The sequence below is a fragment of the Corallococcus sp. AB030 genome, assembly GCF_003668965.1.
GTDB lineage: Bacteria > Myxococcota > Myxococcia > Myxococcales > Myxococcaceae > Corallococcus > Corallococcus exiguus.
Window position 1 is genome coordinate 1 of the sequence record NZ_RAWQ01000160.1, and the last position, 26,006, is coordinate 26,006.

The 26,006-nt window shown below is 70.0% G+C and carries 23 protein-coding genes; 4 read left to right on the top strand and 19 right to left on the bottom strand.

Translation table 11 applies throughout. The annotated features are described in order from the left end of the window. The first annotated feature begins 3 nt into the window (after positions 1-3). The gene (locus tag D7Y15_RS30725) at positions 4-108 is read left to right on the top strand and encodes a DAK2 domain-containing protein (protein WP_255430406.1); all 105 of its coding nucleotides are present in this window, start codon (positions 4-6) and stop codon (positions 106-108) included. 6 nt (positions 109-114) lie between these two features. On the opposite strand, the gene D7Y15_RS30730 is transcribed toward D7Y15_RS30725, so the two are convergent. From D7Y15_RS30730 to D7Y15_RS30820, 18 genes are all read right to left on the bottom strand, one after another. Further along, positions 115-585, bottom strand: a complete 471-nt coding sequence (locus D7Y15_RS30730; protein WP_121754798.1) for an NUDIX hydrolase — start codon at positions 583-585, stop codon at positions 115-117. A 55-nt stretch (positions 586-640) separates the two neighbouring features. After that, positions 641-1,111, bottom strand: coding sequence for an NUDIX hydrolase (locus D7Y15_RS30735; protein WP_121754799.1), 471 nt, complete (start codon positions 1,109-1,111; stop codon positions 641-643). Beyond that, positions 1,108-2,304: a DUF2380 domain-containing protein gene (locus D7Y15_RS30740; protein ID WP_233605143.1), complete on the bottom strand. Its 1,197-nt coding sequence runs from the start codon at positions 2,302-2,304 to the stop codon at positions 1,108-1,110. The genes D7Y15_RS30735 and D7Y15_RS30740 overlap by 4 nt, the downstream gene beginning before the upstream one ends. Before the next feature lie 246 nt (positions 2,305-2,550). Then, on the bottom strand, positions 2,551-4,062 hold the full coding sequence (locus D7Y15_RS30745; RefSeq protein WP_121754801.1) for a PH domain-containing protein: 1,512 nt from the start codon (positions 4,060-4,062) through the stop codon (positions 2,551-2,553). Next, positions 4,052-4,537 (bottom strand): PH domain-containing protein, encoded by a 486-nt coding sequence (locus D7Y15_RS30750; protein ID WP_120579581.1) that lies wholly within the window; start codon positions 4,535-4,537, stop codon positions 4,052-4,054. Before D7Y15_RS30750 ends, D7Y15_RS30745 begins: the two co-directional genes overlap by 11 nt. A gap of 65 nt (positions 4,538-4,602) precedes the next feature. Then, positions 4,603-5,295, bottom strand: a complete 693-nt coding sequence (locus D7Y15_RS30755; RefSeq protein ID WP_121754802.1) for a VOC family protein — start codon at positions 5,293-5,295, stop codon at positions 4,603-4,605. 44 nt (positions 5,296-5,339) lie between these two features. Further along, complete coding sequence (locus tag D7Y15_RS30760; RefSeq protein ID WP_169820054.1) at positions 5,340-5,639, bottom strand: PRC-barrel domain containing protein; 300 nt, start codon at positions 5,637-5,639, stop codon at positions 5,340-5,342. A 138-nt stretch (positions 5,640-5,777) separates the two neighbouring features. Next, complete coding sequence (locus D7Y15_RS30770) at positions 5,778-7,469, bottom strand: ATP-binding protein (protein ID WP_121754803.1); 1,692 nt, start codon at positions 7,467-7,469, stop codon at positions 5,778-5,780. Positions 7,470-7,668: 199 nt separating this feature from the next. After that, entirely contained in the window at positions 7,669-9,039 is a 1,371-nt protein-coding gene (locus tag D7Y15_RS30775) for a multicopper oxidase family protein (protein WP_121754804.1), read from the bottom strand. Further along, the gene (locus D7Y15_RS30780) at positions 9,017-10,441 is read right to left on the bottom strand and encodes a TolC family protein (protein WP_233605144.1); all 1,425 of its coding nucleotides are present in this window, start codon (positions 10,439-10,441) and stop codon (positions 9,017-9,019) included. Before D7Y15_RS30780 ends, D7Y15_RS30775 begins: the two co-directional genes overlap by 23 nt. 135 nt (positions 10,442-10,576) lie before the next feature. Beyond that, entirely contained in the window at positions 10,577-11,230 is a 654-nt protein-coding gene (locus D7Y15_RS30785; protein ID WP_121754805.1) for an isoprenylcysteine carboxylmethyltransferase family protein, read from the bottom strand. 65 nt (positions 11,231-11,295) lie between these two features. Then, positions 11,296-11,841, bottom strand: coding sequence for an RNA polymerase sigma factor (locus D7Y15_RS30790; protein ID WP_120579576.1), 546 nt, complete (start codon positions 11,839-11,841; stop codon positions 11,296-11,298). Continuing rightward, positions 11,838-14,966 carry an efflux RND transporter permease subunit gene (locus tag D7Y15_RS30795; RefSeq protein WP_120579588.1) on the bottom strand — a complete coding sequence of 1,043 codons (3,129 nt, stop codon included), beginning with the start codon at positions 14,964-14,966 and terminating at the stop codon, positions 11,838-11,840. The genes D7Y15_RS30790 and D7Y15_RS30795 overlap by 4 nt, the downstream gene beginning before the upstream one ends. Further along, positions 14,956-16,146, bottom strand: coding sequence for an efflux RND transporter periplasmic adaptor subunit (locus D7Y15_RS30800; protein ID WP_121754806.1), 1,191 nt, complete (start codon positions 16,144-16,146; stop codon positions 14,956-14,958). The genes D7Y15_RS30795 and D7Y15_RS30800 overlap by 11 nt, the downstream gene beginning before the upstream one ends. Then, positions 16,143-17,372 (bottom strand): TolC family protein, encoded by a 1,230-nt coding sequence (locus tag D7Y15_RS30805; protein ID WP_121754807.1) that lies wholly within the window; start codon positions 17,370-17,372, stop codon positions 16,143-16,145. The genes D7Y15_RS30800 and D7Y15_RS30805 overlap by 4 nt, the downstream gene beginning before the upstream one ends. Positions 17,373-17,477: 105 nt before the next feature. Continuing rightward, positions 17,478-17,795 carry a hypothetical protein gene (locus D7Y15_RS30810; protein ID WP_120579573.1) on the bottom strand — a complete coding sequence of 106 codons (318 nt, stop codon included), beginning with the start codon at positions 17,793-17,795 and terminating at the stop codon, positions 17,478-17,480. Between the two features lie 76 nt (positions 17,796-17,871). Then, positions 17,872-18,741 carry an N-acetylmuramoyl-L-alanine amidase gene (locus D7Y15_RS30815; RefSeq protein WP_121754808.1) on the bottom strand — a complete coding sequence of 290 codons (870 nt, stop codon included), beginning with the start codon at positions 18,739-18,741 and terminating at the stop codon, positions 17,872-17,874. Positions 18,742-18,959: 218 nt separating this feature from the next. After that, on the bottom strand, positions 18,960-20,063 hold the full coding sequence (locus tag D7Y15_RS30820) for an ornithine cyclodeaminase family protein (RefSeq protein ID WP_120576243.1): 1,104 nt from the start codon (positions 20,061-20,063) through the stop codon (positions 18,960-18,962). 217 nt (positions 20,064-20,280) lie between these two features. Here D7Y15_RS30820 and D7Y15_RS30825 point away from each other — a divergent pair, with 217 nt between their 5' ends. The 3 genes from D7Y15_RS30825 to D7Y15_RS30835 all read left to right on the top strand — a co-directional run bounded on the left by D7Y15_RS30825 (position 20,281) and on the right by D7Y15_RS30835 (position 24,660). Continuing rightward, entirely contained in the window at positions 20,281-21,549 is a 1,269-nt protein-coding gene (locus D7Y15_RS30825; protein ID WP_233596807.1) for a response regulator, read from the top strand. Positions 21,550-21,750: 201 nt separating this feature from the next. Continuing rightward, positions 21,751-22,938 (top strand): alpha/beta fold hydrolase, encoded by a 1,188-nt coding sequence (locus tag D7Y15_RS30830; protein WP_167547961.1) that lies wholly within the window; start codon positions 21,751-21,753, stop codon positions 22,936-22,938. 189 nt (positions 22,939-23,127) lie between these two features. After that, entirely contained in the window at positions 23,128-24,660 is a 1,533-nt protein-coding gene (locus D7Y15_RS30835) for a methyl-accepting chemotaxis protein (RefSeq protein WP_121754809.1), read from the top strand. Here the strand turns inward: D7Y15_RS30835 and D7Y15_RS30840 are convergent. Further along, positions 24,608-26,005: an MFS transporter gene (locus tag D7Y15_RS30840; protein WP_233605145.1), complete on the bottom strand. Its 1,398-nt coding sequence runs from the start codon at positions 26,003-26,005 to the stop codon at positions 24,608-24,610. The two genes, D7Y15_RS30835 and D7Y15_RS30840, sit on opposite strands and share 53 nt — an antisense overlap. Position 26,006 lies beyond the last annotated feature (1 nt).

Genomic DNA, 26,006 nt, shown 5'->3' on the forward strand with positions numbered 1-26,006 from the left:
CGACTGGGCCGGGCCAGCTACCTGGGTGAGCGCGCGAAGGGGGTTCCGGACGCGGGGGCGGTGGCGGTCGTGATCTGGATGAAGGCGCTGGGTGCGCGCGCGGGGTGACGCGGATCAGGCTTCGTTGTCGGGCAGGAGCGTGAGGAGGAGTGCGTCGTCGGGGCCAAGTGGGCGCCAGCCGGGTGGCGGCGGGTGCGCGCGTAGCGCCGCCATGAGCTGTTCCGCACGCTGCTGGTGGGACTCTGGCGTGTAACCACTCCAACGGCCGAGCGCCTTGGCGACCGCGAACCGCGAAGCGTCATCCATCACGGCTGGCCAGCCTTGGGGAAGGCTTTGCGAAAGCATGCGCACGAGTACGCCGCGTACGAATCGCGTAACCTGGTTGCGACGCTCTGCCTCGGTGAACAGCCCGCTCAGGATCAGGGCTCCTGCGATGTCGCCCTTCCCCAAATCCTCTGCCAGTTCCACCAGCGAAGCAGTGGGGCGCGCATCGGCGAAGTCCGTGAGCGAGGTGTGACCGCGTTTGAGGACCCGCTCATACATGCGAACCTTCCAGTTTCCCTGCCACGAGCGTCCGTCGGTCATTGTCGTCTCGTAGGTATGAAGCTCAAAGGCGCTGGACGGACATTGTGCTGAGCGATCAGGCTTCCTTGTCCGGCAGGAGCATGAGGAGCAGTTCGTCGTCGGGGCCGAGGGGGCGCCAGCCGGGGGGAGGTGGCGTGGCTCTGAACGACGCCATCACCTGATCCGCGCGCTCCTGATACGCATCAGGAATGTAGGCAGACCATGACCCGAGCGCCTTGCCGATCTGGAAGCGAGAAGTGTCATCGACGACGGACGGCCAGCCGTTGGGGAGACTCTGCGACAACATGCGTACCAAGACGTCCCGGACGAAACGCGTGACCCGCTTGTGCTGTTCTGACTCAGCAAGCAAGCCGCTCAGCAACTGCACGCCAGCGACATCGTCCTTGCCCAGTTCATCCGCCAGCTCAGCCAGTGGTACGGCAGGACGTGCATCGGCGAATGCGGTGAGGGAGTCATAACCACGTTCACGGACTCTCTCGTAGAGGCGGGCCTTCCAATTGCCCTGCCAGGCACGCCCATCAGTCATCGTTTCCTCCCAGAGATGAACCGCATTGGAATGCGATAGAGCCTCATGTTCTCCGCGACGGTGTTCAGGATTTCATTTCGTGTCAATGGGCGGCCCGTTGCTCTCTCGGAATTCTTCAAGAGGCGCATGATCAGCTGGTTCCATTCCCCGGTCCAGGTACGACCCAACTTCCAGTCGCCGCCGCCGTGAATCGCCTCGTGGTGTGACTGCTCCAGCCGGACGCAGAACTGGTCGATGCTCATCTCGCCCGTGAACCCGCGCTTCTCGAACCACTCGCGATGCTCCTGCGGCAGGACGTGGTGCTTCGGTGCGCTGGACATCCCGGCTCCGGCCCTGCCGGTCTCGTGCATGGCGCGAACTTCGGGGCTGTCTCCCAGCGCCTCGCGCACACCGTTGGGCAGGTCCTGCTTCGCCTGCGCCATCAGCACCTGACCCGCGTGGATGCGGACCGCCGCGCTGACGACGGGCGCGGAGATGACTCCCGCCTGCACCAGCCTGCGCATCCGCTCGACCCACTCGGCGGTGACGACGATGCGCGAGCCCAGCATCACGCCTCCCGAGCCCATCACGAGCCCGACACCGAGCGTGATGGGCGCGGCGGGTGGCGGCCTTGGCAGCGTCGCCTTCAGGGCTGAAACCAGCGTGAGCATTTCGAGGAACTGGGCCGCCGCGACGACCCGCCCGCCGCGCTCCATCGCTCCGCGCGCACCTTCCTGGATGGACTGAAACTCCCGGGTGAGCTGCCCCATCAGTTCAGGCATCGCGGTCGCAGTGGCCTGCACCTTGTCGGGGTCCATTGACGCGAGCGCCGTCATGGCGGGCTCGATCCGTTTCCGCACACGGTCCAGGTCCACGAACAGCCGCTCAGCTCCGTAGAAGGGGCACTCCTGCTGGATGACCTCCGCGAGCCGCAAGAAGTCGAGCCATGTGGCCAGAAGCATCGCGCCGGAGATGACGGCCTCGAGTCGTGGACCTGTCAGACGGAGGATTCCCGCTCGCATGTCCGAGTCCTCGATCGTCTCCGATGCGTTCGCGAGCGAAGTGGCTCTCGCGGTCGCGCCCCGCAGCCATGGCACCTGGATGGAGCCGTAGTCGGTGTACCGGGTGAAGACGCCGTCAAAGCCTCCCAGGCCCTTCGTGTTCTCCGCGAGCCTGGGGAGCGCCCTGGCGACCCCATCCACCGTGTCCTGCACTTCCCCAAGGGCTTCGATGACTGCCTGATGGGTGAGCGGATCGAACGAATCCCCACCTGCTCGGGTCCGGGGGGCAGGGGAGCGCCGACGCTCCGGCGAGTCCGTTGGTGCGAAGGCCGCCCTCTGGCGAAGCACACGCGAACCGCTACGGCGCTCAGGCGCCTCCACGCCCGCGCATCCTGAGACAATCAACACCGCGCACAACGACAAAACCCAATCGCGCATGGGCCCTCCCTGTGTCGAGGCCTATCCGGGAAGCCGTACAGGCGACACGCGGCGCGCGGGACGCCGGGCCGGGAGCACGTCGATGAGCGACTGTGCTTCCTCCCAGCCCACTCCAGGCAGGATGACGTGCGAACCCGCCACGTCGATGCGCACGTGTCCGATGCCGTAGCCGCGCTCCAGCGGCCCCTGCCTCGCGCGCACGGACTGGATGCGAGAGCGCTGCACCACCGTCGTGCGCCTGCGCCAGAAGCCCTGGCGCACCACCACCAGGGCTTCCGTGAGGAGCCATCCCTGGAAGCGCCAGTCGAACCAGGCTCCCAGCAACTGCGCGGGCAGCAGCAGCCAGGCCACCGCGCCCCAGGCTCCCCAGAACCAGGTCGCTGGCGCCGCCACCAGCACGCTCAGGCCCACCGCGCGGACGCGTGCCCGCAGGAGTGCCTTGGGATGCGCTCGCTGGAATGGCATCGCATCAGGCAGCTCAGGCACGAACTCCCGCAGCAACTCCGGCATGCGCGCCGTGGGCACCACCGGCACCAGCAGCTCCGCGCGGTCCGAGGACTCCTTGCCCGTGCGGACGCCCGCCGTCTCCACCTCCACCGAACCGAAGCCCAGCGTGCGGCGCAGGAAGGGTTCATCCAGCACCACCTGCTGGATGCGCGCACGCCGCACCGTCACCTGCCGGCGGGTGATCAGCCCTCCCACCGCTCGCAGATGCGTGCCCGTGTCGACCAGGCGGAAGCCGTGGAACCGCAACACGGCTCGCGCGCCACTCACCAGCCACAGGCCGAACAACCCCGCGAGCGCCGCCACCGTCGCGGCCAACCAGCCCATGCCCGGCGCCGCCACCGCGTCCCAGTGCGCCTCCATCCACGGCAGCAGCAGCTTGTGGAAGGTCTCGGTGATTTCGTGCAACGCGCCCATCACCACCGCGATGACGCCCAACCCCAGCGCGGTGGCTCCGTAGAGCAGCAGGCCTCCCAGGTGGGCTTCGGAGAGCACTCGCTCCTCCGGCGCGGCTTCGCCGAGCAGGAGCACCGTCGCCGTGCTTTCGCCTCGCACAGTCTGGAGCGCGTGGATCAGCGCCTGTGCATCCTCCGGCGTCAGTCCTCGAAGGTGGCCGTCCGCCTTGCCGCCGGAGGCGGTCTCCACCTTCACCTCCACCAGCCCGAGCAGCTTCGACACGAAGGGCTGCAAGACCTCCGTGTTCTGCACCCGCGCGGCTTCGATGAAACGTGAAGTGCGCGTGAAGACGCCGGATCGGATCTCCAACTGGGCATCCACCACGCGGTAGCTCGTCGTGGCCACTTCATAGAGCATGGTGGCGAGCAGCAGCACGGCCGCGCTCAGCACGATCACCCAGAGGACCACCGGCAGGCCGCGCTCACCCGCGAAGTACGTGGGCAGCAACGCGCCCAGGAGCATGCGGCCAATCGTCCCCGACAGGGGTACCAACGCCGCGAGCGGCGCCTTCGCGCTCAGCCGCTTCCAGGACACCTCCTCCGGCGTGGCCAGCGCCACCGGCTCAGACGACATCGTCGGCCTCGCGCCGCACCAACCGCTCGCGCAGGGCGTCCGCGGTCTCCCGCGTCAATCCGGGAATCTCTCCGTCCGCGCCACTGCCCGCGGCCGTGTAGATCTGCAGGCGCGCGAGCCCCAGTGACCGCTCGATGGGGCCCTGGTGCACGTCCACGTGCTGGATGCGCCCCGCCGGGATGGACACCACTTCGTGCAGGAGTACGCCGTGGGAGATGACCAGGTCGTGCTCACGCAGCGCCCAGCCCCAGCGCTCGTGCGCGCGTTGCGGATACCACGACGTCAACACGCTCAATCCCAGCACCACCGCGCACGGCAGCAGGAACGGCCAGTGCTCGTTGCCAGCGAAGCTCAACCCCAGAGCCACGGCGAACGCGATTCCACCGTAGATGCCCATGCGCAGGAGCGCCCGGATGCGGAACAACGTGAGCGCTCCACGAGGAAGGCGTTCCAGCGTCGGCAGAGGAGCGGTCATGGGGAGCCTCCGAGGGGACCGCGAATCTACTCCATCAAGCCTGTAAAGCTGAACAGGGCTTCATGTTACGGCGCCTGACGCAGGCCGAACGCGGCGCGGTGCGGGTCCTCACACGGCGCGACGCGTGTTCCATCGGGCATGACGTGCGTGCCGTTGGCCACGAGCCCTCCACCCTCGACGACCGCGGCGAGGGCGCGGTCCAGGTCGTCGACAGCGAAATAGAAGAGCCAGTGCGGATGGATGTGCGGGAGGCGCGCGGTGCTACAGGCCGCCCCCACGCTGCGCCCATCCTCATGCCAGGTGAACTGTTGATATGTCCCGACCTCGGGGGACAACTGGAGTGCTTCCGTCGGCCGCCAGCCGAACAGGCCGCTGTAGAGGCCCAGGGCGCGGGCATGGTCGGCCGTGTGCAGTTCGTGCCACGCCAATTCCGCGTGTGTGTTCCGCCCGGCCCGGGAGGTCATTGCGACCACCGCGCCCAGCGGATCCCGCAGCACGGTGGAGGCGATGCCTTCCGTGGACCGCCTCGGCGGCCCGAGAAGCTCCGCGCCGAGCGCGACGAAGCGCTCCACGGAGGACTCCAGGTCGGAAACGTGGATGTGTCCCAGCCAGTGACTCGGAGCACCACGGGCGGCGGCGGCTTCGGGCAGCAGGGAGACTTCCCACGCGACGTCCATTCCCAGGACGTCCAGGTAGAAGCGCCGCGCCTCGCCGGGCCTGGGGGAGCGCAACTCGTACCAGCAGAAGCCGTTCTTCATCGGGCTTCTCGTAGTGGACGGGCCCGGAGGAAGTAAAGCCGTGCTCAGCTGGGGGCGCTGGCGGAGTCCTGGGAGAGCACCTCACGGAGTTCATCGATGCTGACGGAGAGGAGCACGGTGTCACTCACCGAATGCACCAGTCGCGTCGGCACGTAGATGCGCCCCGCGTGGAAGTAGTTCCAGTAGACGCCGAACTGCTCGGAAGCTTCCGAAGTCAACTTCACCTGGATGGTGTCGATCTTCCAGGTCTCGCTGTCGATGGACAGGGTCTCCACGTTCCCGAGCGCCTGACCTCCGGCCGTGACGACCATACGGCCCTGGGTGACGCTTTCCGCGAATTGCATGGGGGTTGTTCCTCCGTTCGCTCACAAAGGTGGGGATGCCGCGAGTGAAGTGCCGTCATCCATCCGCACGGGTGACGGACGGGGCTCCGCATGCCTGCCCAGCGAAGCAGGCGTGAGCCGGATGAGCTTCATCTCCTGTCAGGGGTGGCCCGAAGCCCGTCCGGCGAGCTCCGCCCCGTTCGGGTCCGCCTGGAACGGGCGGGCGTCCCAGGGCAGCATCAGGCGGAAGGTCGTTCCGGTGCCGGCGTCGCTCGTCAGCTCGACCCTTCCACCGTGCGCCTGGGCGCACCCCCACACCAGCGTCAGTCCCAGTCCCCAGCCCTTCGACGGCCCCGTCTTCGCGGAGCGGGTCCGGATGAAGGGCTTGAAGATGGCCTCCTGGTCGGCACGCGCGATCGCCGGCCCCTGGTTGTGCACGGAGGCTTGCGCATGCGCGCCGGTCGCCGTGACGGTGAAGGTGATGCGGCTGTCGGCCGCTCCGTACTTGAGGGCGTTGGTGCCCAGGTTCCACAAGGCTCGACGCAGCTCTTCGGCGCTCCAGATGCCCCGGACGTGCTCCTCCGCCTCGAGCACGAAGCGCCCTCCATGGAGCATCGTCAGCTCCTCGACGACGTCGTGGGCGATGCTCCCCAGGTCACACGTGTCGAGCCGGAGCGGCAGCCGTTGGCCCGCTTGGATGCGATTGGCGTCGAGCAGGTCCCGTACCATCTGGTCCGCCCGTTCGATGTTCCGGTCGATCCGCAGCGCCAGGTCGCGTCGCGCCTCCAGCTTCTCCGGATCCCGGAGGAGCGCGTGCGCCCCCATCTTCGCCGTCGACAAGGGGCCACGGAGATCATGGGCCAGGATGGTGACGAACTGCTCGCGGAGGCCGCGCTCGGTCTCGAGCGCTTCGACCTTCTCCTGGAGGTTCGTGTACAGCCGGGCGTTCTCCAGGTGGACGCTCAGGTGCTGGCCCAGCGTCTGGAGCCGCTGCTTCTCCCGGCCGGTGAACTCACGGGTGTTGGTCAGCCCGACGTAGAGCACGCCCGTCAGGGCCCGGTGGGCGGGCAGCCGGACCCCGAGCACGGAGTGGATCCCTCCCTGGCGGAGCGACTCGCTCACCTCGAGCGTCGTGGTCGTGGCGTCCCGGAGGGAGTAGGTCTCCTCGCCCGCCTCCACGATGCTCCCGGGAAAGGACTTGGGGTCCAGGGAGGTCGCGTAGTGTTCCAGTTGCTCGTTGCCGGCTCCCGCGGAGGCCGCGGTGACCAGGCGCTCGTCCTCTGGCGCGTACAGCAACAAGGCGCAGCTCTGGGCGCCCATGGCCTCCAGGATGATTTCGAGCAGCTCCTTCAATTGGCTCCGGCTGCGTGGTTCGTCCAGCCTGAGCGCCTCACTGGCCACCTTCTGGAGGAGCCGCAGGTAGCGCTTCTCCGTCTGTTCTTCCTCCAGCAGGTGTTTGCCGAAGAGGTCCGCGACGGACTCCATGGCGACGTGCAGCTCGGTGTAGAGCTGCTCGACGTCATGCCCGTCGGGCTGCTCGTCCGGAGGCGTGTTGGCCCAGGTCTGGGTGATGCACCGCCCCAGGATGGCGAACTCCTCGACGACCTCACCCACATGGAAGCCCTGGCGAAGCCGTGCGGACACATGGCTTTCAACGTGCTGCCGCTGCTGGTTGTCGCCATCACCGCCCGATGCCCGCGCTTCCGCGAGGGACGCGAGATAGATGGGCATGACGTTCCTGAACTCGGGCTGTTCCAGGCCACGGGCGGATGCGGCCCGGGTCGCCTCGTCCATCCAACACTGGATGATCTCCGAATGATGGCTCCGGATGATCTCCGCGATGCTCGCCATGGTCCTTCCCCTGTCAGCAGAATCCCTTGGGGCCACACAATCCCCGGCGGATTCCAGACACGAGCAGCGCGGCCGCCAGCGGGTATTGCCAGGCAATTGATATAAAGGTGGCCGTCGCGGACCCCTGATGCAACAGAAGGACCGATCGGGGAGGCACCTGCCCCATGGCAGCAGGCAGTCGTAAGGGCGGCCTGGCTGCCTAGACGTCGATGCCGTCCCGCCGCAGCTCGTCCGCATGGGCGAGCTGCGCCAGCGTCCCCGGCGGAGGCGTGTACCAGCCGGGATCGCCCTCTGCCTCCAGCCGGTCGCGGACCTTGAGGATCGTGAACATGCCTCCCATGGTGATCTCGTCGTAGGGGCCCTTGCCGCCGACCATGGGAATGGAGTTCGCGGGCATGGGCATGTGGTGCATGCCCGCCATGTCCCCCATGCCCGTCTGCCCCATCGTCATGTAGCCGGGCAGCAACGGGCGCACCTTCGCGTCCAGGCCTCCAGGCTTCACGCCGACCATGTTCGGCAGGTCGTGGCCCATCTGGTTCATCACGTGGTGGGTCATGTGGCAGTGCATGGCCCAGTCCCCGGGTTCGTCCGCCACGAACTCGATGGTGCGGGTGCTTCCCGTGGGCACGAGCACCGTCGTCTCCGGCCACTGCGCGCTCTCCGGGATGCGGCCTCCGTCCGTGTCCGTGATGCGGAACTGGTAGCCGTGCAGGTGGATGGGGTGGTGGTCCATCGCGCTCAGGTTGCCGAAGCGGATCCGCACCCGCTCGCCCTTGCGCACCACCAGCGGCTCCGTGCCCGGGAACGCCTTCGCGTTCATCGTCAGGATGTTGAAGTCCGTCATCTCGTTGGGGTCCGGACGCCGCGTGCCCGGGTCGATGCGCCACTCGTGCAGCATGATGGCGAAGTCGCGGTCCACTCGCGGCCCCACCGGCTTGCGAGGGTGGATGATGAACAGGCCCACCATGCCGAGCGCCATCTGCGTCATCTCGTCGTGGTGCGAGTGATACATGCACGTCCCCGACTGACGCACCGTGAACTCGTAGCGGTACGTCTCGCCCGGCGCGATGGCCTTCTGGTTCAGCCCGCCCACGCCGTCCATGCCGCTGGGGGTGAGGACGCCGTGCCAGTGCACCGTGGTGGACGCGGGCAGCCGGTTCGTGACGTAGAAGCGCACGCGGTCGCCCTCCACCACCTCGATGGTGGGCCCGTGCACGTGGCCGTTGTAGCCCCAGCACGTGGCCTTGAGGCCGGGCGCGAACTCGTGCTCCACCTCCTGGGCCACCAGGTGGAACACCTTCACGCCGCCCACGTTCTTCCACGGCAGCTTCGCGCCGTTGGGCACGACGACAGGACGGTAGCCGTGGCCCGCCGTGGACGCTTCGCGCGGGGCCTTCGCGGCGGGCACGCTGGATTGCGCCTGGGCGGCGCGGCCGTGCATCAACAGGGCGCCCGTCGCCAGCGTCGCGCCCGTGCGCGCGAGCAGCCCGCGGCGCGTGAGCGAGGGAGATTCGGTCCGCGTGTCCTCGGCGGGGCCCTGGGTTTCGTCAGTGGGCTTCATGGTGCTCATGGGTGGGCTCGGGAGAAGGAGTGGGAGTGGGAGTGGGGGCGGGAGCGGCGGTGGACGGCAGGCGTCCTCCCACGAGCCGCTCGAGATCGGCTCGCGCCATCCAGTAGTCGCGGACCGTCTCCAAGTACGCCCTCCAGGCTTCCACCTGCTCGCGTCGCGCGAGGAGGAGGCCGGGAAGACCGATCTGCATGGCGTTGTACTGGCGTTGCGACTCCTCGACGATGGTGGTGCGCAGCGGGAGCACGACCTTCTGGTAGCGCTCCGCCATGTTCCGCAGCGTCACCAGCTTCGCCCTCGCCGCGCGCACTTCCGAGCGGGCGTTGACGGCCAGCTCCGTCAGCCGGTTCTCGCCCTGGCGGTGCTGCGCCTCCAGCTTCGCGATGAGCGCCTGACGTTGATCGAAGATGGGCAGCTCCAGCGACAGCGTGGGGCCCAGCAGGCGCGGACCGTTCGCGTCGCGGTGCGTGTGCACTCCCACCTCCACGCGGCCGAAGTAGCGCGTGCTGCGCGCCAGCTCCAGCGCGTTCCACAACAGCGACGTCTGCTTGCGGGCCGCGTCGATGTCCAGCCGCTGCTCGATGGCCAGCGTCTCCAGACGCTCCAGTGAGGACTCGGCGGCGGGGACCTCCGGCAGCTTCCGCGCCAGCGTCCACTGGACCCTCGCGCCGTACAGGCCCATCAGGCGGGTGAGGTGTTCGCGCGCTTCGACCAGCGCCAGCTCATCCTGGGCCAGCTCCAACCGCGCCTGCTCCAGCGAGGCCTGTTCGGTGGCCAGGGCCAGCACCGTGATGTTGCCCGCGGCGCGCTGCCGGTTGGACAGGTCCGCCGCCGCGTCCGCTGCCTGGAACACCTCTCTGCGCAGCGCGACCAGCTGCTGCCGGGCCTGCACCTCCGTGAACGCCTGTCGGACCTCCGCCGTGGTGGCCAGCGCCTCGTGCGCCACGCGCAGCGTGTCCGCCTGGAACTGCTCCTTCGCCACGCGCTTGCGCAGCGGCAGCGTGAAGAGGTCCACGAAGCTCTGGACGATGGAGAACTCGGTCTCGGTGATGCCGTCCGAGGACAGAGGGAAGCCGATGCTCCCGTCGAAGGACGGGTTGGTGAGCAACCCGGCCTGCACCATGTCCGCCTGGGACACGCCCAGGTCCTCGTACGTCGCCTGGAGCGCGGGGTTGTTGAGCAGCGCCACCTCCACCGCACGGTCCGACGTGAGGTCGCCGGCCAGCAGGGCATCCAGGTGTTGCTGCACCTGCTCATCCTCCGGCGTCCCCTGATTCCATCGCGTCTTCAAACCCGTTCGCTCCTCCACGAGTGCCGCCACTTCCATGTGGCCGCGCTCCTTCTGGATGGACGCGCAGCCACCGAGCAGCAGAACCACGAAGAGCCAGGGGGATTTCCAATGCACTCGAGACCTCGAAAAGGGATGTGCCCTGTTGAGCAAGGGTCGGGCCATCGCGTCAGGTAGCGCAACCCCACGGAATGACGGCGTCCGGAGGAACACGCTCGCATGGGCACTTCGTGCGAGGTGTGACCGCCAACGTCACACTGTGATGCGCGGCGCGGCGTCCAGGCCGGGCGCTTCGAGCCGCCCCACACCGGGGATGAAGCGGCCCACGCGCGCCGCGTAGCGCTGATAGGTGTCGGCGTGCAGGCGCAGCAGGTGCTCCTCCTCCAGCCGCACCTGGAGCGACACCAGCAGCACGTAGTCGAGCCAGCCCATCACGGTCCACGCGCTCGGGGTCGCGAGCGCCATGCCCGTCACCACGACGAGCATCCCGCTGAAGATGGGGTTGCGCACGACGCCGAAGAGGCCTCCCGTCACCAGCTCCGTCCGGTCCGAGTCGATGCCGATGCGCCACGACGCGCCCATCTCCACCTGGGCGCGCACGGTGAAGATGAACCCCACGGCCACCAAGGCCCAGCCCGTCCACCGGAGCGCGCCAGGGACCTGCCACACGCCCAACGCTTGCTCCCCGATGGCCAGGTGCGCCGCGCTCCAGAGCACGATGGCCCCCATGAACAGCGCCATGCCCACGCCGATGACCCGCTGGAGCGGCGGGCCGGAGCGGTGCAGCACCAGCGCCGGGCGGCCCGTGCGGCGGCGCAGTCGGACCGACGGCAACACCATGGCGAAGAGGAGGAAGGCGAGGGTGGCGGCGGGCAGGGCCGGCCGGGTGAAGGTGGCGACGTCCATGGGAGACCTCCAGCTGCGTTCCCCCAGGCTGACGCCCGGCCCCGCGCGCTCTTACACCTGATTTTTCACGCGGGCGCGCAGTCGCAGTCCACGCAGCCCTGCGCGCAGCAATGGCCGCACAGCTCCACCAGCTGCTCGCCCAGGGCCTTCCGGGCGCGGTGCAGGCGCACGGCGGCGTTGTTGGCGGAGATGCCCGCCTCCCGCGCATACGTGGCCACGGTGAGCCCTTCCAGGTCCACCCGGCGCACGGCCTCCGCGTACTCGGGCTTGAGCGTCCCCGCGAGCCCCGCCACGCAGCCGCACACCGTCGCCTCCAGGCCGTTGGCGTCCTCGGTGGACAGCGGCTGCTCGTGGGCCAGGGACTCCAGCGTGGTGACCTCCCGCTGGCCCCGGCGGTGGCGGTCCACCAGCGCGTTGCGCAGGAGCCGGTAGAACCAGGCCACCGCGCTCTGCTCCTCGCGCAGCGCGCCTCCCTGTTCCATGCCCTTCACGAACGCGGCCTGCAGCACCTCGCGCGCCGCCTCCTGGCTCCCCACGCGCGGCGTGAGGAACGCGAGGAACGCGTGGTGATGGCGCAGCAGCGCGTCCATCGCCTCCGGTGACAGGCTCACGCCGGGACCTTTCGCGCGGCCCTGCGCGCCTTGATCCGCTCCTGGAACCCGTGCACCAGCGCGTAGAACGTGGGCAGGGCCAGCAGCGTGAAGAGGGTGGACGTGACGAGCCCGCCGACCATCACCACCGCCAGCGGACGTTCAATCTCCGTCCCGTGCAGCGGCAACACCAGCAGCGGCAGCAACCCGAGGATGGCCGTGCCCGCGGTCATCAGCTTGGGCCTCACGCGGCCGATGCTCGCCTCGCGCACGGCCTCCGCGAAGGGCTTGCCCCGGCCCATCAGGTCCTTCGTCTGCGCCACGAGCACCAGTCCGTTCTGCACCGCGATGCCGAACAGGCCGATGAGGCCCACCAGGCTGGACACGTTCCACGTCTCGCCCGCGATGAGCAGCGCGAGGATGCCACCCACGAACGCGTCCGGCAGCGTGGCCAGGATGACCAGCGCCTCCGCCACGGAGTCCAGCGCGAGGTAGAGCAGGACGAACACCGCCATCAGCGCCAGGGCGATGGCCACCGTCAGCGCCTGCGCCGCGCGCTCCTGGCTCTCCACCTTGCCGCCCACGTCCACGAAGTAGCCCGTGGGCAGCTTCAGCTGCGTGGCCAGCACCTCCCGTACCTCCGCCGCCGTGCTGCCCAGGTCGCGGCCGGACACGCCCGCTTCCACCGCGATGCGCCGGCTGCCGGCCTCGCGGCGCACGCTCCCCGCGCCGGAGGTCTCCTCGATGGTGGCCAGCTGACTCAGCGGGATGCGCGTGCCGTCGTGTCCGTCCACCAGCAGGTTGCGGATGGCGTTCACGTCGCCCCGGCGGTGGTCCGCCAGCCGGAGCACCAGGTCGTAGCGCCGCTGGCCCCGCCAGATCTGCGCGGACTCCTCACCCACGAGCCCCACGCGGACGGCCCGGATGACGTCGCCGGGCGTCAGTCCCACGCGCGCCACCGCCGCGCGGTTCACCGCGATGCGCAGCTGCGGCAGGCCGCTCAGCCGCTCCACCCGCAGGTCCTCCACGCCGTCCACTTTCGACATCAACGCGCGCGTGCGCTCCGCGAGCTCCGAGAGCGTGTCCAGGTCCGGCCCGAAGACGCGCACGGAGAGGTCCGCGGGGCTGCCTCCCAGCCCCTCGTCGATGCGCATCCCCAGCGGCGTGGTGAAGAGCACCGACACGCCGGGCACCTTCCCCACCGCCTCGCGCATCCGCGACTCCAGCGTCTCGCGGCCTCCGAGGGTGTCCTTCTTGAGGACCACCAGCACGTCGGACAGGGTGTGGGGCATCGGGTCCTCGGTGCGCTCGGCGCGGCCGGTGCGGCGCACCACGTCCTCCACCTCCGGGAACTCGCGCAGCACGTCCTCCACGCGGTGGTTGAGGCGATCCACCTCGTCCAGTGACGCCTCCGCCGGCAGCACCGTCTGGAGCAGGAACGCGCCCTCGTCCAGCCGGGGCATGAAGTCGCTGCCCACCATGAAGGCCAGGCCCAACGCGGGCACGGTGATGGCCAGCGCCACCACGCGCACCAGGCCCGCGTGGCGCATGCACTTGTCCAGGATTGGCGCGTACGCGGCCTTCACCTTGCGGATGATCCACACATCCTCCGGTGAGTCCTCGCTCGGCGCGCGCAAGAGCAGCCCCGACACCACCGGCACCAGCGTGAGCGCCAGCGCGAGCGACGCGGCCAGGCACGCCACCACCGCCGCCGCGAGCGGCTGGTACATGCGGCCCTCGATGCCCGACATCGCGAAGAGCGGGATGAACACCGCGACGACGATGAGCGTGGCGTAGGCGATGGGACGGCCCACTTCCATCGCCGCCGCCAGCGCCTCGTCGCGCACCGAGCGGCGGCCCTTGCCCTCGCGCAGGTCGTGGATGACGTTCTCCACGACGATGATGGCCGCGTCCACCAGCAGGCCCACCGCGATGGCGAGGCCTCCCAGCGTCATCGTGTTCAACCCGATGCCCGCCGCCTTGAGCAGCAGTCCCGCAAGCGCCAGCGACAGGGGCAGGGTGAGCGTGACGATGAGCGCCGCGCGCCAGTCCCCGAGCAGCAGGAAGAGCACGCCCACCACCAGGAACGCGCCCAGCAGGATGGCCCGGCCCACGCCTCCCAGCGCGGAGCCCACCAGCTCCGATTGGTCGTAGACGACGCGCAGGTGCACGCCCGGCGGCAGCGAGCGTCGCAGCTCGTCGATGGCCGCGCGCACGCCCTCGGCGACGAGCACGGTGTCCGCGCCGAACTGCTTGCTCACGCGGCAGCTCACCACCTCGCCATCCAACCGGTGCGCCATGCCCCGGCGCGGCGCGGGGGCTTCGCGCACGTCCGCCACGTCTCCCAGCAGCACGGGCGTTCCGTCCCGCAGCGCGACCACGGTGTTGTTCAGGTCCTCCACTGTCTCCGCACGGCCCACGGCGCGCACGGCCCACTCCATGGGGCCCTGTGTGATGAAGCCTCCGGAGGCGTTGACGCTGGCGCCCTCCAGGCCGTGCTGCACCTCGTCCAGGGTGATGCCTCGCGCCACCAGTTGATCCGGATCCAGCAGCACCTGGAACTGGCGCAGGTAGCCGCCCAGCCGCTCCACGCCCGCGACGCCGGGCACCGCGAGCAGCCGGTTCTTGATGTCGAACTCCGCCAGGTCGCGCAGCGCCATCAGGTCCGCGCTGCCGGGCTCCGCCTCCAGCGTGAACTCGAAGACCTCATTGAGCCGGCCGGTGAGGCTGGACACGAGCGGCGTATCGGTGCCCGGTGGCAACTCGCCCGCCGCCTGCGCCACGCGCTCCGCGACGTACTGGCGGCTGCGGAAATAGTCCGCGTCCGGTTCGAACTCCACCGTCACCTGCGTGACGCCCAGCTGCGAGGTGGAGCGGATGCGGCGCACCTCCGGCAGGCCTGCCAGCGCCACCTCCATGGGGATGGCCACCGCTGTCTCCAGTTCCTCGGCGCCCATGGCCGCGTTCTGCACGATGACGTTGAAGATGGGCGCGGACAGATCCGGGAACACGTCCTGGCGCAGGTTGCGGAGCGCCATCGCGCCAAAGGCCGCCAGCGCCAGGACGACGAGCACCGTCAGCCCGGGCCGAGAAAAGGACGCGCGGAGGATGCGCCCCGGCAGCGTCGTGCGCGGATCAGTGGCCATGCTCATCGCCTCCTCCCTGGGACTTCTCCACCTCGGCCTTGAGCAGGAACGCGCCCTCCACCACCACCTCGTCGCCCACGGCGAGCCCCTTCAGGACCTCCACCTGCGTGCCCAGGCTGCGGCCCCGGCCCACCTCGCGCTGCTCGAAGACGCCTGCCTCCGGCGTGGGCAGGAACGCCACCCAGCCATTCTCCAGCCGCTGGAGCGCCGCCGCGGGCACGGCCGTGAGCGTGGCGCCCGGCTCTCCCAGCGGGATGGACGCGGACGCGGACATGCCCGGCCGCAGGAGCCCCTTGCCGTTGTCCAGCTCCAGGCGCACGGGGATGGTGCGGCTGTGGGGATCCACCCGCTGCCCCACGTGGCCCACCTTCGCGGTGAACTCCTGGCCCGGGAACGCGGCGAAGGTGACGCGCGCGTCCGCCCCGGGCTTCAGTCGCACGGCGTCCCGTTCGAACGCGTGGACGATGAGCCACAGCGACGACAGGTCGCCCACGCGGAAGAGCGGTTGAGACGGGTCCGCCATCTGCCCCAGCCGCGCGGTGCGCTCCACGACGGTGCCGTCGATGGGCGCCTTGAGCACGAAGCCGGACGTGCTCTCACCGCTGGCGCTGCCCGCGCCCAACGCCGTGAGCGCGGCCTTCGCGGCGGCCACCTCCGCCTCCGCGGCGGCGGCATCCGCTTCAGCGGCCTGCGCGTCCTTGCGCGCGACGATGCGTTCCTCGGCCAGCGTGCGCTTGCGGTCCGCGGCCTGCCGTGCGGCGGTGGCGCGGGCCTGCGTGGCCTGGAGGTCCGCGCGGGCTCGGCCCAGCTCCGGACTCTGGAGCTCCGCCAGCCGCTGGCCCTGCTTCACGGCCTGGCCCGTCGTCACGGCGACGGAGGCCACGCGCGCGGAGACCGGCGAGGCCACCTCCGCGTAGGCGTCCTCACTGAAGGTCAGCTCGCCCAGCGCGGTGACGCTCTCTCCTCCTGGGCGGGCCTCCACCTTCGCGGTGGTGACGCGCAGGTCCCGGAGCATCTCCTGGGGGACGTGCACATGGATGACGTCACCGGACTCGACGTGGAGCTTCTCCTTGGCGGCCTCGTCATGGCCGTGTTCGTGCGCGTCGTCGTGTTCCGCCTTGGAGGACTTGCAGGCGGTGAGGCCCACGAGGACGGACAGCAGCAGCAGCGTGGGCTTCATGGCAGGACTCCCGTTTCCACTTCCAACTGCACACGAGCAAGGGCCAATCGCAGCAGGCCGTCGAGCCATGCGGCCCGCGCCTCCAGCGTGTCGCGACGGACGAGGAGGAAGGCCGCGAGGTCCATCTCCCCAGCGTCATAGGAGCGCTGCGCCAGCGCCTCGTTGTCATCCAGGAGCGGCAGCACCTGCTCCAGGGTCCCGAGGGCGCCGAGGCTCGCGCGGTAGCGATACTTCGCGGCCTGGACCTGGGCGGGCACGACGGTGCGCGCGGCGGCCAGCTCCTGCTCGGCGCGGCTTGCATCCGCTTCACCCACGAGGCGCGCTTCCTGGCCGCGAGCGAAGACGGGCAGGGGCACGCTGAGCGTTCCCAGGAACACCGTCTCGTCCGCCTCCTTCTGGTAGCGCGCGCCCACCGTCACGTCCGGCAGCACCTGGCGCCGGCCCAGCGTCGCGGCGGCCTTCGCCTGGACCTGCTCCTGCTCCAGGGCCACCAGGTCCGCGCGCGCTCCAGCGCCGTCCGTCACCTCGCGGACGGGCGCCCGCGCGAGTGAGCGCAGATCATCGTCGTAGGTCACCATGGGCCTCGCGCGGTAGCCCACGCGGACCTCCAGCTCCTCTCGCAGCGCGAAGATCTCGCCATCCGCGACCTGGAGCTCCGCGCGCGCCCGGGCGTGCGCCACCTTCGCCACGTTCACGTCCACGGCCGGAACGTCACCGGCCGCGTAGCGCTGCTCCGTGGCCTTGACGGTGCGCACCGCCGCTTCCGCCGCGGCCTCCACCAGCTTCTTCCGCTCCCCGGCTTGCAGGAGACGCAGGTAGGCGGCGGCCACGTCTCCCAGGAGGAGCCGCTCCGCGTCGCGCAGCCGGGCCTCCTCCATGGACAGGCCCGCGCGCGCCGCATCACGCCGCAGGCCCTGCTTGCCGCCCAGCTCGAAGGGCTGCGACAGGCCCAACGCGAGGTCCAGGCCGTAGACGCCATTGGGGAGCCGGCGCGGGCCTACCTGAACGTCGAGCTGGGGGTTCTCGCGCAGGAGCGGCGCGGCGCTCGCCAGGGGTCCCTGGGCTGCGCGGACGCGGGCCCGGGCCTCGACCAGCGCCGGGGCGTGCTCGCGCGCCAGGGCGAAGACGTCCTGGAGGGTGATGCGGGATGGATCCGCGCCACCAGGGCGCGGCCAGAGCAGGACGGCGGCCAGCCCGAGGGCGGCCGTCGCGGAACGGATGGGCACGGAAGAGGACCTCTGCGGAAGGCGGGCCGCGCGCACCCATGCACCCGGGCAGGAGGCCGGGCACACCGGTGGCGGGGCGCGTGCGAACGACGATGGACGCGGGCCTTAAGCGAGAGGAACTATGGGGACGTGCAGGATGTCATCCGCGTCGGCGGAGGACGGCTCCGAGGCTTCGGGAGTGATGGGAGCCTCCCGGAACAGGGAGCCCATGAGGCCCGGCAGCGGCACGGCGACGGCCAGGGGCTTCGCGTGCGTGCAGCAGGCGCAGTCCACGCAGGTGGGAGCGCACTGGCCCTGCGCGTCGTCATCCGCGCAGCCCGTGAGGCACGTCTCCGCCTGCTGCGCCGGCCCGAAGGCATGCGCGAGCCCGCCCCCGATGGGAGCGAGCAGCATCAGGCAGATGAAGAGCCAGAGTCGGAGCACTGGAGCGGTCTTCTAGCACGCTCCGGTGGAAGTGCGCACGTCGTGAGGGCAGGGCGGGCGGCGCGAGGAGCGCTGCTCAGCCGCCAATGCCCTTGCGCAGCCGGGACCAGTCGAAGTTGGCCGCCGGATCGTCCTTGCGGCCCTTGGGCACGGCCACGTCCTTGTGCCCGACGATGTTCTTCGCCGGCACGTCGTACTCCTGCTTCAGGTAGCCCACGAGCTTCGTCAGCGACTTGTACTGCGCCTCCGTGAAGGCCGTCTTGCCGCTGCCGTCGTTGACGATCTCGATGCCGATGGAGCGCGCGTTCACGTCCGTGGGCACGCCGTGCAACTCCCCCTTGCCCGCGTGCCACGCGCGCTTGGTGTCGCCGACCAGCTGGTAGATCTTCCCATCGCGGTCCAGCATGTAGTGCGCGGACACCTTGCTGTCCGGGTTGCGCATCCACGACAGGTCCCCGGAGCCGTTGTTGGTGCCGGTGTGGTGCAGCACGATGGTGTCGATGTCCGCGCCGTTGCGCGAGTCGTTGTTGGGCGAAGGCGCGCTGATGACCGCGGGCTTGGTGAACTTCCCGGGCTCGGTGGGCGGAGGCGTCGTCGTCGGCTTGAGTGCCTTCGTCAGCGCCGCCGCAGTCTGCGCCCCGTAGTAGCCGGTGGCGGAGATCTTGTTGGCCGTCTGGAACTTCTTCACCGCCGCCTCGGTCTGCGGCCCGAAGGAGCCGGCGCCCGAATTCATCTGCGCCTGCGTCATGTAGCCCAGCTTCACCAGCCCCTGCTGAAGCTGCTTCACCTTCGCCCCGGAGTCGCCCTTACCCAGGCCCGCGGGCGGCGCCGTGAGGGCCGTGGACGCGGCCGCCGCGCGCGCGGGAGCGGCGGTGCGGGGGGCCGTGGCGGCGGTGCTCGCGGGCGCGGTGGCGGTGGCACGGGTGGAGGGGGTGCGGACGGTCATGGTGTACGATTCCAGGAATAGTGGATAGCTAGTGCTTTCGCGATTATCGGCGGCGTGTGCGGGAAGTTGTGTGCCGGGAGTGAAACGAAACCGCCCCGACATCCGGCGTGGAGGCCGGGCATCGGGGCGGCGTCTTCGTCCGGTGCTACTCGAAGAAGGCGGGTGTCCCCCGCTGGAATGGCTGTCGTCCGGGCGGGCGGGTCGCCCTCTGGAGAACGTCAGCTGCCGGTGGCGCGGCGCGGCGACTCGGCGCGTCCGGCCACGTCACCCCGCACCAGCGAGTACGGGTCCAACGGGTCTCCACCCAGCGCCTCCAACGACACCAGGGTGCCCAGACCCATGCGCCGCGCGTGCTCCAACAGCAGGCGCGTCACCACGTGGTCCTCCAGCGCGTGGCCGGTGGAGTCGAACACGGTGTTGCGCTCGCGCCAGCCTTCGAACTCCTCCGGCTGCTGCACCACGGTGGCCAGGTCCGGGCCAATCTGGTCCGGGTGGAGCTGCTGACACTCGCCCTCCTGGCGCGCCTGGGCGGGAAAGTCCGGCACGACGAGGCTGCGGCGCAAGAGCGCCAGGGGCAGCTCCGCCTTGCCCGGCTGGTCCGAGCCCACCGCGTTGACGTGCGCATGCGGCTGGAGCGCGTGGCCGGAGATGACGGCCCCCGCGCCCGGGGCGACGGTGGTCGCGGTGCAGAGGATGTCCGAGCGCATCTCCAGGTCCGGCAGCAGCGTGGGCCGCACGTCCAGCCCCAGGAACGCCACGCGCCGCACGAAGGAGCGCGCCGCGTCTGGATCGATGTCGTGCACCAGCACCTGCTCCAACCGGAACACGCGGCTGAGCGCATGCAACTGAGACACGGCCTGCGCACCGCAGCCCACCAGCCCCAGCACCCGGCTGTCCGGAGACGCCAGGTAGCGGCTGGCCACCGCCGACGCCGCGCCGGTGCGCAGCGCCGTGGCGAACACCCCGTCCATCACCGCCACCAGATGGCCCGTCTTCACGTCATAGACGCTGTGTGATGCGACGAGCGTGGGCATTCCCGAGTCACCCCGGTTGCCGGGGAGGGAGGCGGACACCCTCATGGTCAGGCTGTCCCCGCGCCGCAGGGCGGGCATCCAGCCCATCGTCCCGGAAGGCCGCGAGTCGCTCACCACCTGGAAGCCCTCCCGCTTGGGGACCTGCAGGACGGACTCGTCGAACTCCCTCAATGCCACGGTGAGTGCGTGGATGAGCTCGTCCATCAGGACGTCCAGGCCCACGCCTTCCACGAGCGCGCGTAAGTCAGTGGGGCCGAGCAGCAGGGTGCGAGGAGCCGGGAGCGTCATGTACGCGGAGTCTACGCCCCTGACAGGAATTGCAACGGGTCAGTTTTGATTGTGAATTCCTGTCTTGCTGTGGCTTTTGAATACAGGTGCAGGGAACAAGGCGGAGAAGGGGCTGTGTTGGAAGCGGGCGCCCGACATCCGGCGGACACCTAGGGGGCCCCGGCCTCGCGTCCGCCCGCCGAGCCGTTCCACCCCCAACGCCCGAGTGAACGCCTCCTTGAAGCCCCCTGTTCCCAGGACGCCCGTACTCACCACCGTCCCCGACCTGTCTCACCGCCGCACCGATGACGCGCCCGGTGCGCCGCGCGCGCGCGTCCTCCTGGTGGACGACACGCCGGCGAACCTGCTCGCCCTGGAGGCCATCCTGGAGCCGCTCGGTCAGCAGGTGGTGTCGGTGCGCTCCGGCGACGAGGCGCTGAAGGCGCTGCTGTTGGACGAGTACGCGTGCGTGCTGATGGACGTGCAGATGCCGGGGCTGGACGGCCTGGAGACGGCGCGTCTGGTGCGCACCCGCGAGCGCACGAAGCACCTGCCCATCCTCTTCATCACCGCGCTCAGCCGCGAGGCGGCCTACGTCACCCGGGGCTACGAGTACGGCGCGGTGGACTACCTGCTCAAGCCGGTGGATCCGAACATCCTGCGCGCCAAGGTGTCCGTGTTCGTGGAGCTGTACCTGCGCGGTGAGAAGCTGCGGCAGCAGGCGCTGGAGCTGGCGGAGCGCCGGCGCGTGGAGGAGGAGCTGCAACGCGCGACGGAGCTCGAGCAGCAGCTGGTGGGAATCGTGGGGCACGACATCCGCACACCGCTCGCGGCCATCCTCACCACGGCCAACGTCCAGCTGTCCCGTGAGGTGCTGCCGGACGCCCAGCGCAAGGCCTTCGAGCGGGTGGCCCGGGGCGGCGAGCGCATCCAGGGCATCGTGGATCAGCTGTTGGACTTCACCCGTGCGCGCGTGGGCGGCGGCATCCCGGTGGTGCCGGGCGCGGGCGACCTCAACGAGCTATGCCGCAAGCTCGTGGACGAGCTGCGCGCGGCGAAACCGGAGCGCTCCATCCTGTGCGACTTCGCCCGCGACAGCCTCCCGGGCGTGTGGGACCTGGACCGGCTGGCGCAGGTGGTGGCCAACCTGCTGGACAACGCGCTCAAGTACAGCCCGCGAGACACGCCCGTGCGCCTGCGCACCTTCGAGCAGGGCGTGGACACCGTCTATCTGGAGGTCCAGAACGCCGGGGCCCCCATCCCCGCGCACCTCCTGCCCACGCTCTTCCAGCCCTTCCGACGCGGCGACGGCCCGGGCCAGCGCGAGAGCCTGGGCCTGGGGCTCTACATCGCGCGCAGCATCGTGGAGGCCCACCGCGGCACCCTCCGGGTGGAATCGACCCCGGACGTCGGTACGATCTTCTCCCTGTGTCTTCCGCGTCAGGCTTTGGTTGAGACACGCGCGCACTCCGCGTGCGCGGGCGTCTCCACGCCGATGACGGCGTGAGACACAAGGCCGTTCGCGTCACCGACAGTGCATTGCAGTGGTGGCTGATTACTCCACATAAAAGGCATACAACAATCCATCCACATCAAAACCTCTCATAAGATGAGGCAAGCATGTGGAGGGTTTGCTACAATGCCAGACGCCCGGGAGGCAGTCCGTCCGGGCGTGAAATGTGTCCGCTTTGGGGAGGGTGCGCGACAAATGAACGACAACTCGACGTGGATTCCCGTGGAAGGAAGCGACCCGATTCGTGCGTGGGTGCGACGCCCCGCCTCTGGAACGGGTCCGGCCCTGCTGCTGCTGATGGTGGAGGCGTTCGAGGGAAACGCCCACCTGAAGCTGATGGCCGAGCGCTTCAGTGAAGAGGGCTACGTGGTGGTGGTGCCCGACCTCGCCTCACGAGGAGAACCGGAAGAGGTGGACCTGAAGCCGGTGGTGGCCTGGGCGCGCTCGCTACCGGAGGTGGTGGGACTGCGGGGCAAGAAGCAGGTCGGCGCGCTGGGCTACGGGCTGGGTGGGACGCTGGCCGCGCAGCTGGCGGCGCACGCGCACGTGGACTGCGCGGTGGCCTACTGCGCGCCCGGCATGGAGGACGTGCTCGCGCAGGGCGGTGAGAACGCGGCCCCCATGGTGGTCCACTACGCGGAGTGGGACGGCTTCGTGCCTCCGGCCGCGGTGGCGCGGGTGAAGCAGCACGTCAGCGTCGACGTGGAGCTGTACGTGTACCAGGGCGTGCGCCACGGCTTCTTCCGCGAGGGCTCGCCGGCCTGGAACCGGCCCTCGATGATGACGGCGCACACGCGCACCCTCGCGCTGCTCAAGCGCGTGATGGGGCCGCGCTACGACCTGGCCGCGCTGTGGGACAAACACACGGAGCTGGAGTTCGCCGCCCGCGACGCGGACGCGACCATGAAGACCATGGTGTCGCACCCGTACGTCAACAGCGTGCCGGTGATGACGGGTGGCGTGGGCGCGGAGTACCTGCACCGCTTCTACGAAAACCACTTCGTGCACGCCAACCCCAAGGACACGAAGATGACCCTGCTGTCGCGCACCGTGGGCGCCGACCGCGTGGTGGACGAGTTCATCTTCAGCTTCACCCACGACATCGAGATGGACTGGATGCTCCCGGGCATCCCGCCCACCGGGAAGTACGTGGAGGCGGCCTTCGTGGCGGTGGTGAACTTCCGCGGCGACAAGCTCTACCACGAGCACATCTACTGGGATCAGGCCGCCGTGCTCGTGCAGCTGGGCCTGATTGACCGCAAGGGCCTGCCCGTCACCGGCGCCGAGGCCGCGCGCAAGCTGCTGGATGAGACCCTCCCGTCCAACACCCTGATGGAGAAGTGGGACGAGAGCGCACCGTCCAACAACCGCAAGGCCGGCTGACTCAAGCCGGGATGACGCCCGCGCCCCGGGTTCGTCGCTACCCAGGGCGCGGTGTCTGACTTTCACGGGCTTTCGATGCGCGGAGCCATTGCGCCGGCTCCTCTGGGATGTCCACAATGCAGCACCTCGCTGGATGGTCCAGAGGGGCTACGTTTCCCAGACTTCCTCTGGATTTGGCGCCGCTCCCGGATGCGACTCTCCCTTTCGCAGAAGCTCACGCTGGCGCCGCTGTTGGTGGCGCTGTTCTTCACTGTCCTCTTCTTCGGCTACCTCATCCCGCGCGTCAGCTCCGCCTTCGAGGCGCAGGGCCGGGACGTGGGAGGCGCGTTGCCCGCGGCGCTGGCGGCCACGCTGCCCGCGGCGATGCCCGGGGGCCAGACGGAGGCGCTCCAGGCGGTGCTGGAACAGGCGGTCCGCCACCACCAGGTGGCCTACGTGGCCGTCTTCGACGGGACCGGGCAGCTGCGCGCGGTGGCGGGCGAGTACGCCACCGCGATGCGGGAGCTGCGCGACCGGCTGGCGCGCGCGCAGGGTGAGGCGACGTTCTACGTGCGGGACGCGGAGCTGTTGGACGTGAGCTCGCGCTTCGCGAACGGCGCGGGCACCGTGCACGTGGGCTTCAACCGCACGTCGGCGCGCGCGCAGGTGCGGGCCATCACCACCGGGGTGAGCGTGGTGATGGTGCTGGCGCTCGCGCTCTTCGTCGTCGTGGGCATCGTGCTGGCGCGCCGGGTGGCGGCGCCGCTGGTGCAGCTGACGGCGGCCGCCCAACGCATCGCGGAGCACGGCGACCTGCGCGAGACGGTGCGCGTGGAGGGCTCGGACGAGGTGGCCCAGCTGTCGAAGGCCTTCTCCCTGATGGTGTCCAAGGTGAAGGACCTCTTGCAGCAGTTGCAGGGGTCGTCGGACCTGCTGCGCGGCTCGGTGGACCACCTGAACGACTCCGCGGGCCGGCAGAACGAGATGGTGTCCCGCCACGCCGCCGCGCTGCAGGAGACGCAGGTGACGGCGCAGGAGATCCGCCAGACGTCGGTGGTGGCGTCGCGTGCGGCGGAGACGGTCATCGACGTGGCGGAGCGCGCGGAGGTGCTGGGCAAGACGGGAGAGATCGCCATCACCGAGAGCATCGAGGGGATGGTGGCGCTGCGCGCGCAGGTGGAGCAGATCGCCGAGCGCATCATGGCCCTGGGCGAGCGCACCGAGCAGATCTCCGGCATCACGGAGACGGTGAAGGACCTGGCGGACCAGTCGCACCTGCTCGCGGTGAACGCGGCCATCGAGGCGGCGCGCTCCGGGGAGCACGGCAAGGGCTTCGCGGTGGTGGCCCGGGAGATTCGCGGCCTGGCGGACCAGTCTATCCGCGCGACGAACCAGGTGCGCGGCATCCTGGCGGACATCAGCACCGCCATCTTCGCCACGGTGGAGATCACGGCCGCGGGCACGCAGCGCATGGAGACGGGACTGGCCCAGGTGCGCACGTCCGGGGACACGCTGCGCCAGCTGTCCTCCATCGTGCGGGACAGCGTGGTGTCCGCCCGTCAGATTTCGCAGACGGTGAACCAGCAGGCCACCGGCATCGAGCAGATCTTCACCGCCGTGAACGAGCTCAACACGGTGATGGGCGACACGGTGAAGCGCATCGCCACCACCAGCGAGTCCGCCGTGTCGCTCAAGCTCCTGTCGGAGCGCGTGGCGGCGATGGTGCGCGACTACCGGCTGTAGCCGGGCGGAGGCGGGGCGTAAACCGCTCCACCACCTGGGCCACGGTGCGCGTGGTGGCGGCGCCGGGTTCGTTCACCCGGGCCGCGAGGAAGGCGGCCCCCAGCCGGGCCACCGCCGACACGACGAAGAGCACGTGCAGGTTCACCCAGAGGTGGCCGCCCAGCATGAACTGCTGGGGCACGCGCGCCGCCAGCGCCCCGCCCAGGGCCGCCGCCGCCGCGTAGGCCAGCCCGCCCGCGGTGGCGAACGCCGCCAGGTAGAAGGGCCGGCCGCGGCGCGGCGCCACCGTCAGGGGCAGCGCGAAGATGGCCAGGCCGTGGCCGCTCCACAGCGCGCCCGCCAGGAGTACGTCGAACAGCAGCGGCCAGAGCGTCCCCGCGGAGGGCAGCAGCCACAGCATGGGGATGGCGCTGATGCCCAGCGAGCAGAGCATCAGCACCGGCTGTGCGCCCAGCTTGTCGATGGCGCGGCCCCACAGGGGCGCCGTCAGCACGCGCACGCCCGCCACCGCCGCCGCGTGCAGGGCCATGATGACGAAGGTCATCTTGAGGTTCTGAAGGCTGTGCAGCGCGAAGAAGGGCGCGGACACGCCCACCGCCGCGTTCCACGCCACCTGGTACAGCAGCACCCGCCGGGCCCCGTCGTCCTTCCAGGGCAGGAGCGCCGCCTTGAGCTCCAGCTTCGGCGAGCTGCCCGGGGGCGCCGGGTCATGCTGCGCGGCCATCATCAGCGTGGTGACGACGCCCATGACGCACGCGGCGAGCGCCAGCAGCGGCAGCGCCATGCCCACCCCATCCAGCCCCTTCAACCGGTCCATCAGCAGGCCCGCGGTGAGCGACGCGCCCGTGCCCATCAGCGTGGTGAGCGCGGTGCGCTTGCCGAAGAAGCGGCCCCGCACGGCGCCCGGGACGAGCTCCCCCATCCACGCCACCCACGCGTTGTTGCCCACCACCGCCAGCAGCGCGGACGCCCCGGCCACGGCGAGCAGCAGGTGCTGCTGCCCCTCCAGGGACAGGCCCAGCCACGGCAGCAGCGCCATGGGCAAGAGGGCCAGCCGGGACAGACACACCGCCGTCAGCGCCACCCGCCGGTGGCCGAAGCAGAGGGTGAGCCACGCGGCGGGGAACTGCACGAACTGCGCGAAGAACGGCAGCGCCGTCATCACGCCCACCAGGAAGGGGCCCAGCTTCAGCGCGATGGCCCACGCGGTGAGCACGGTAGGACCCGCGCACGCGGTGAACACCTCCGCGAACATCCCCTCCACGATGGAGACCTTCAGCGACGCACGGAGGCGCCGGTGCAGGGGCGGGCCGCGGTGGCCGTCCAGGGGCGGAGGGGCTCCCAGG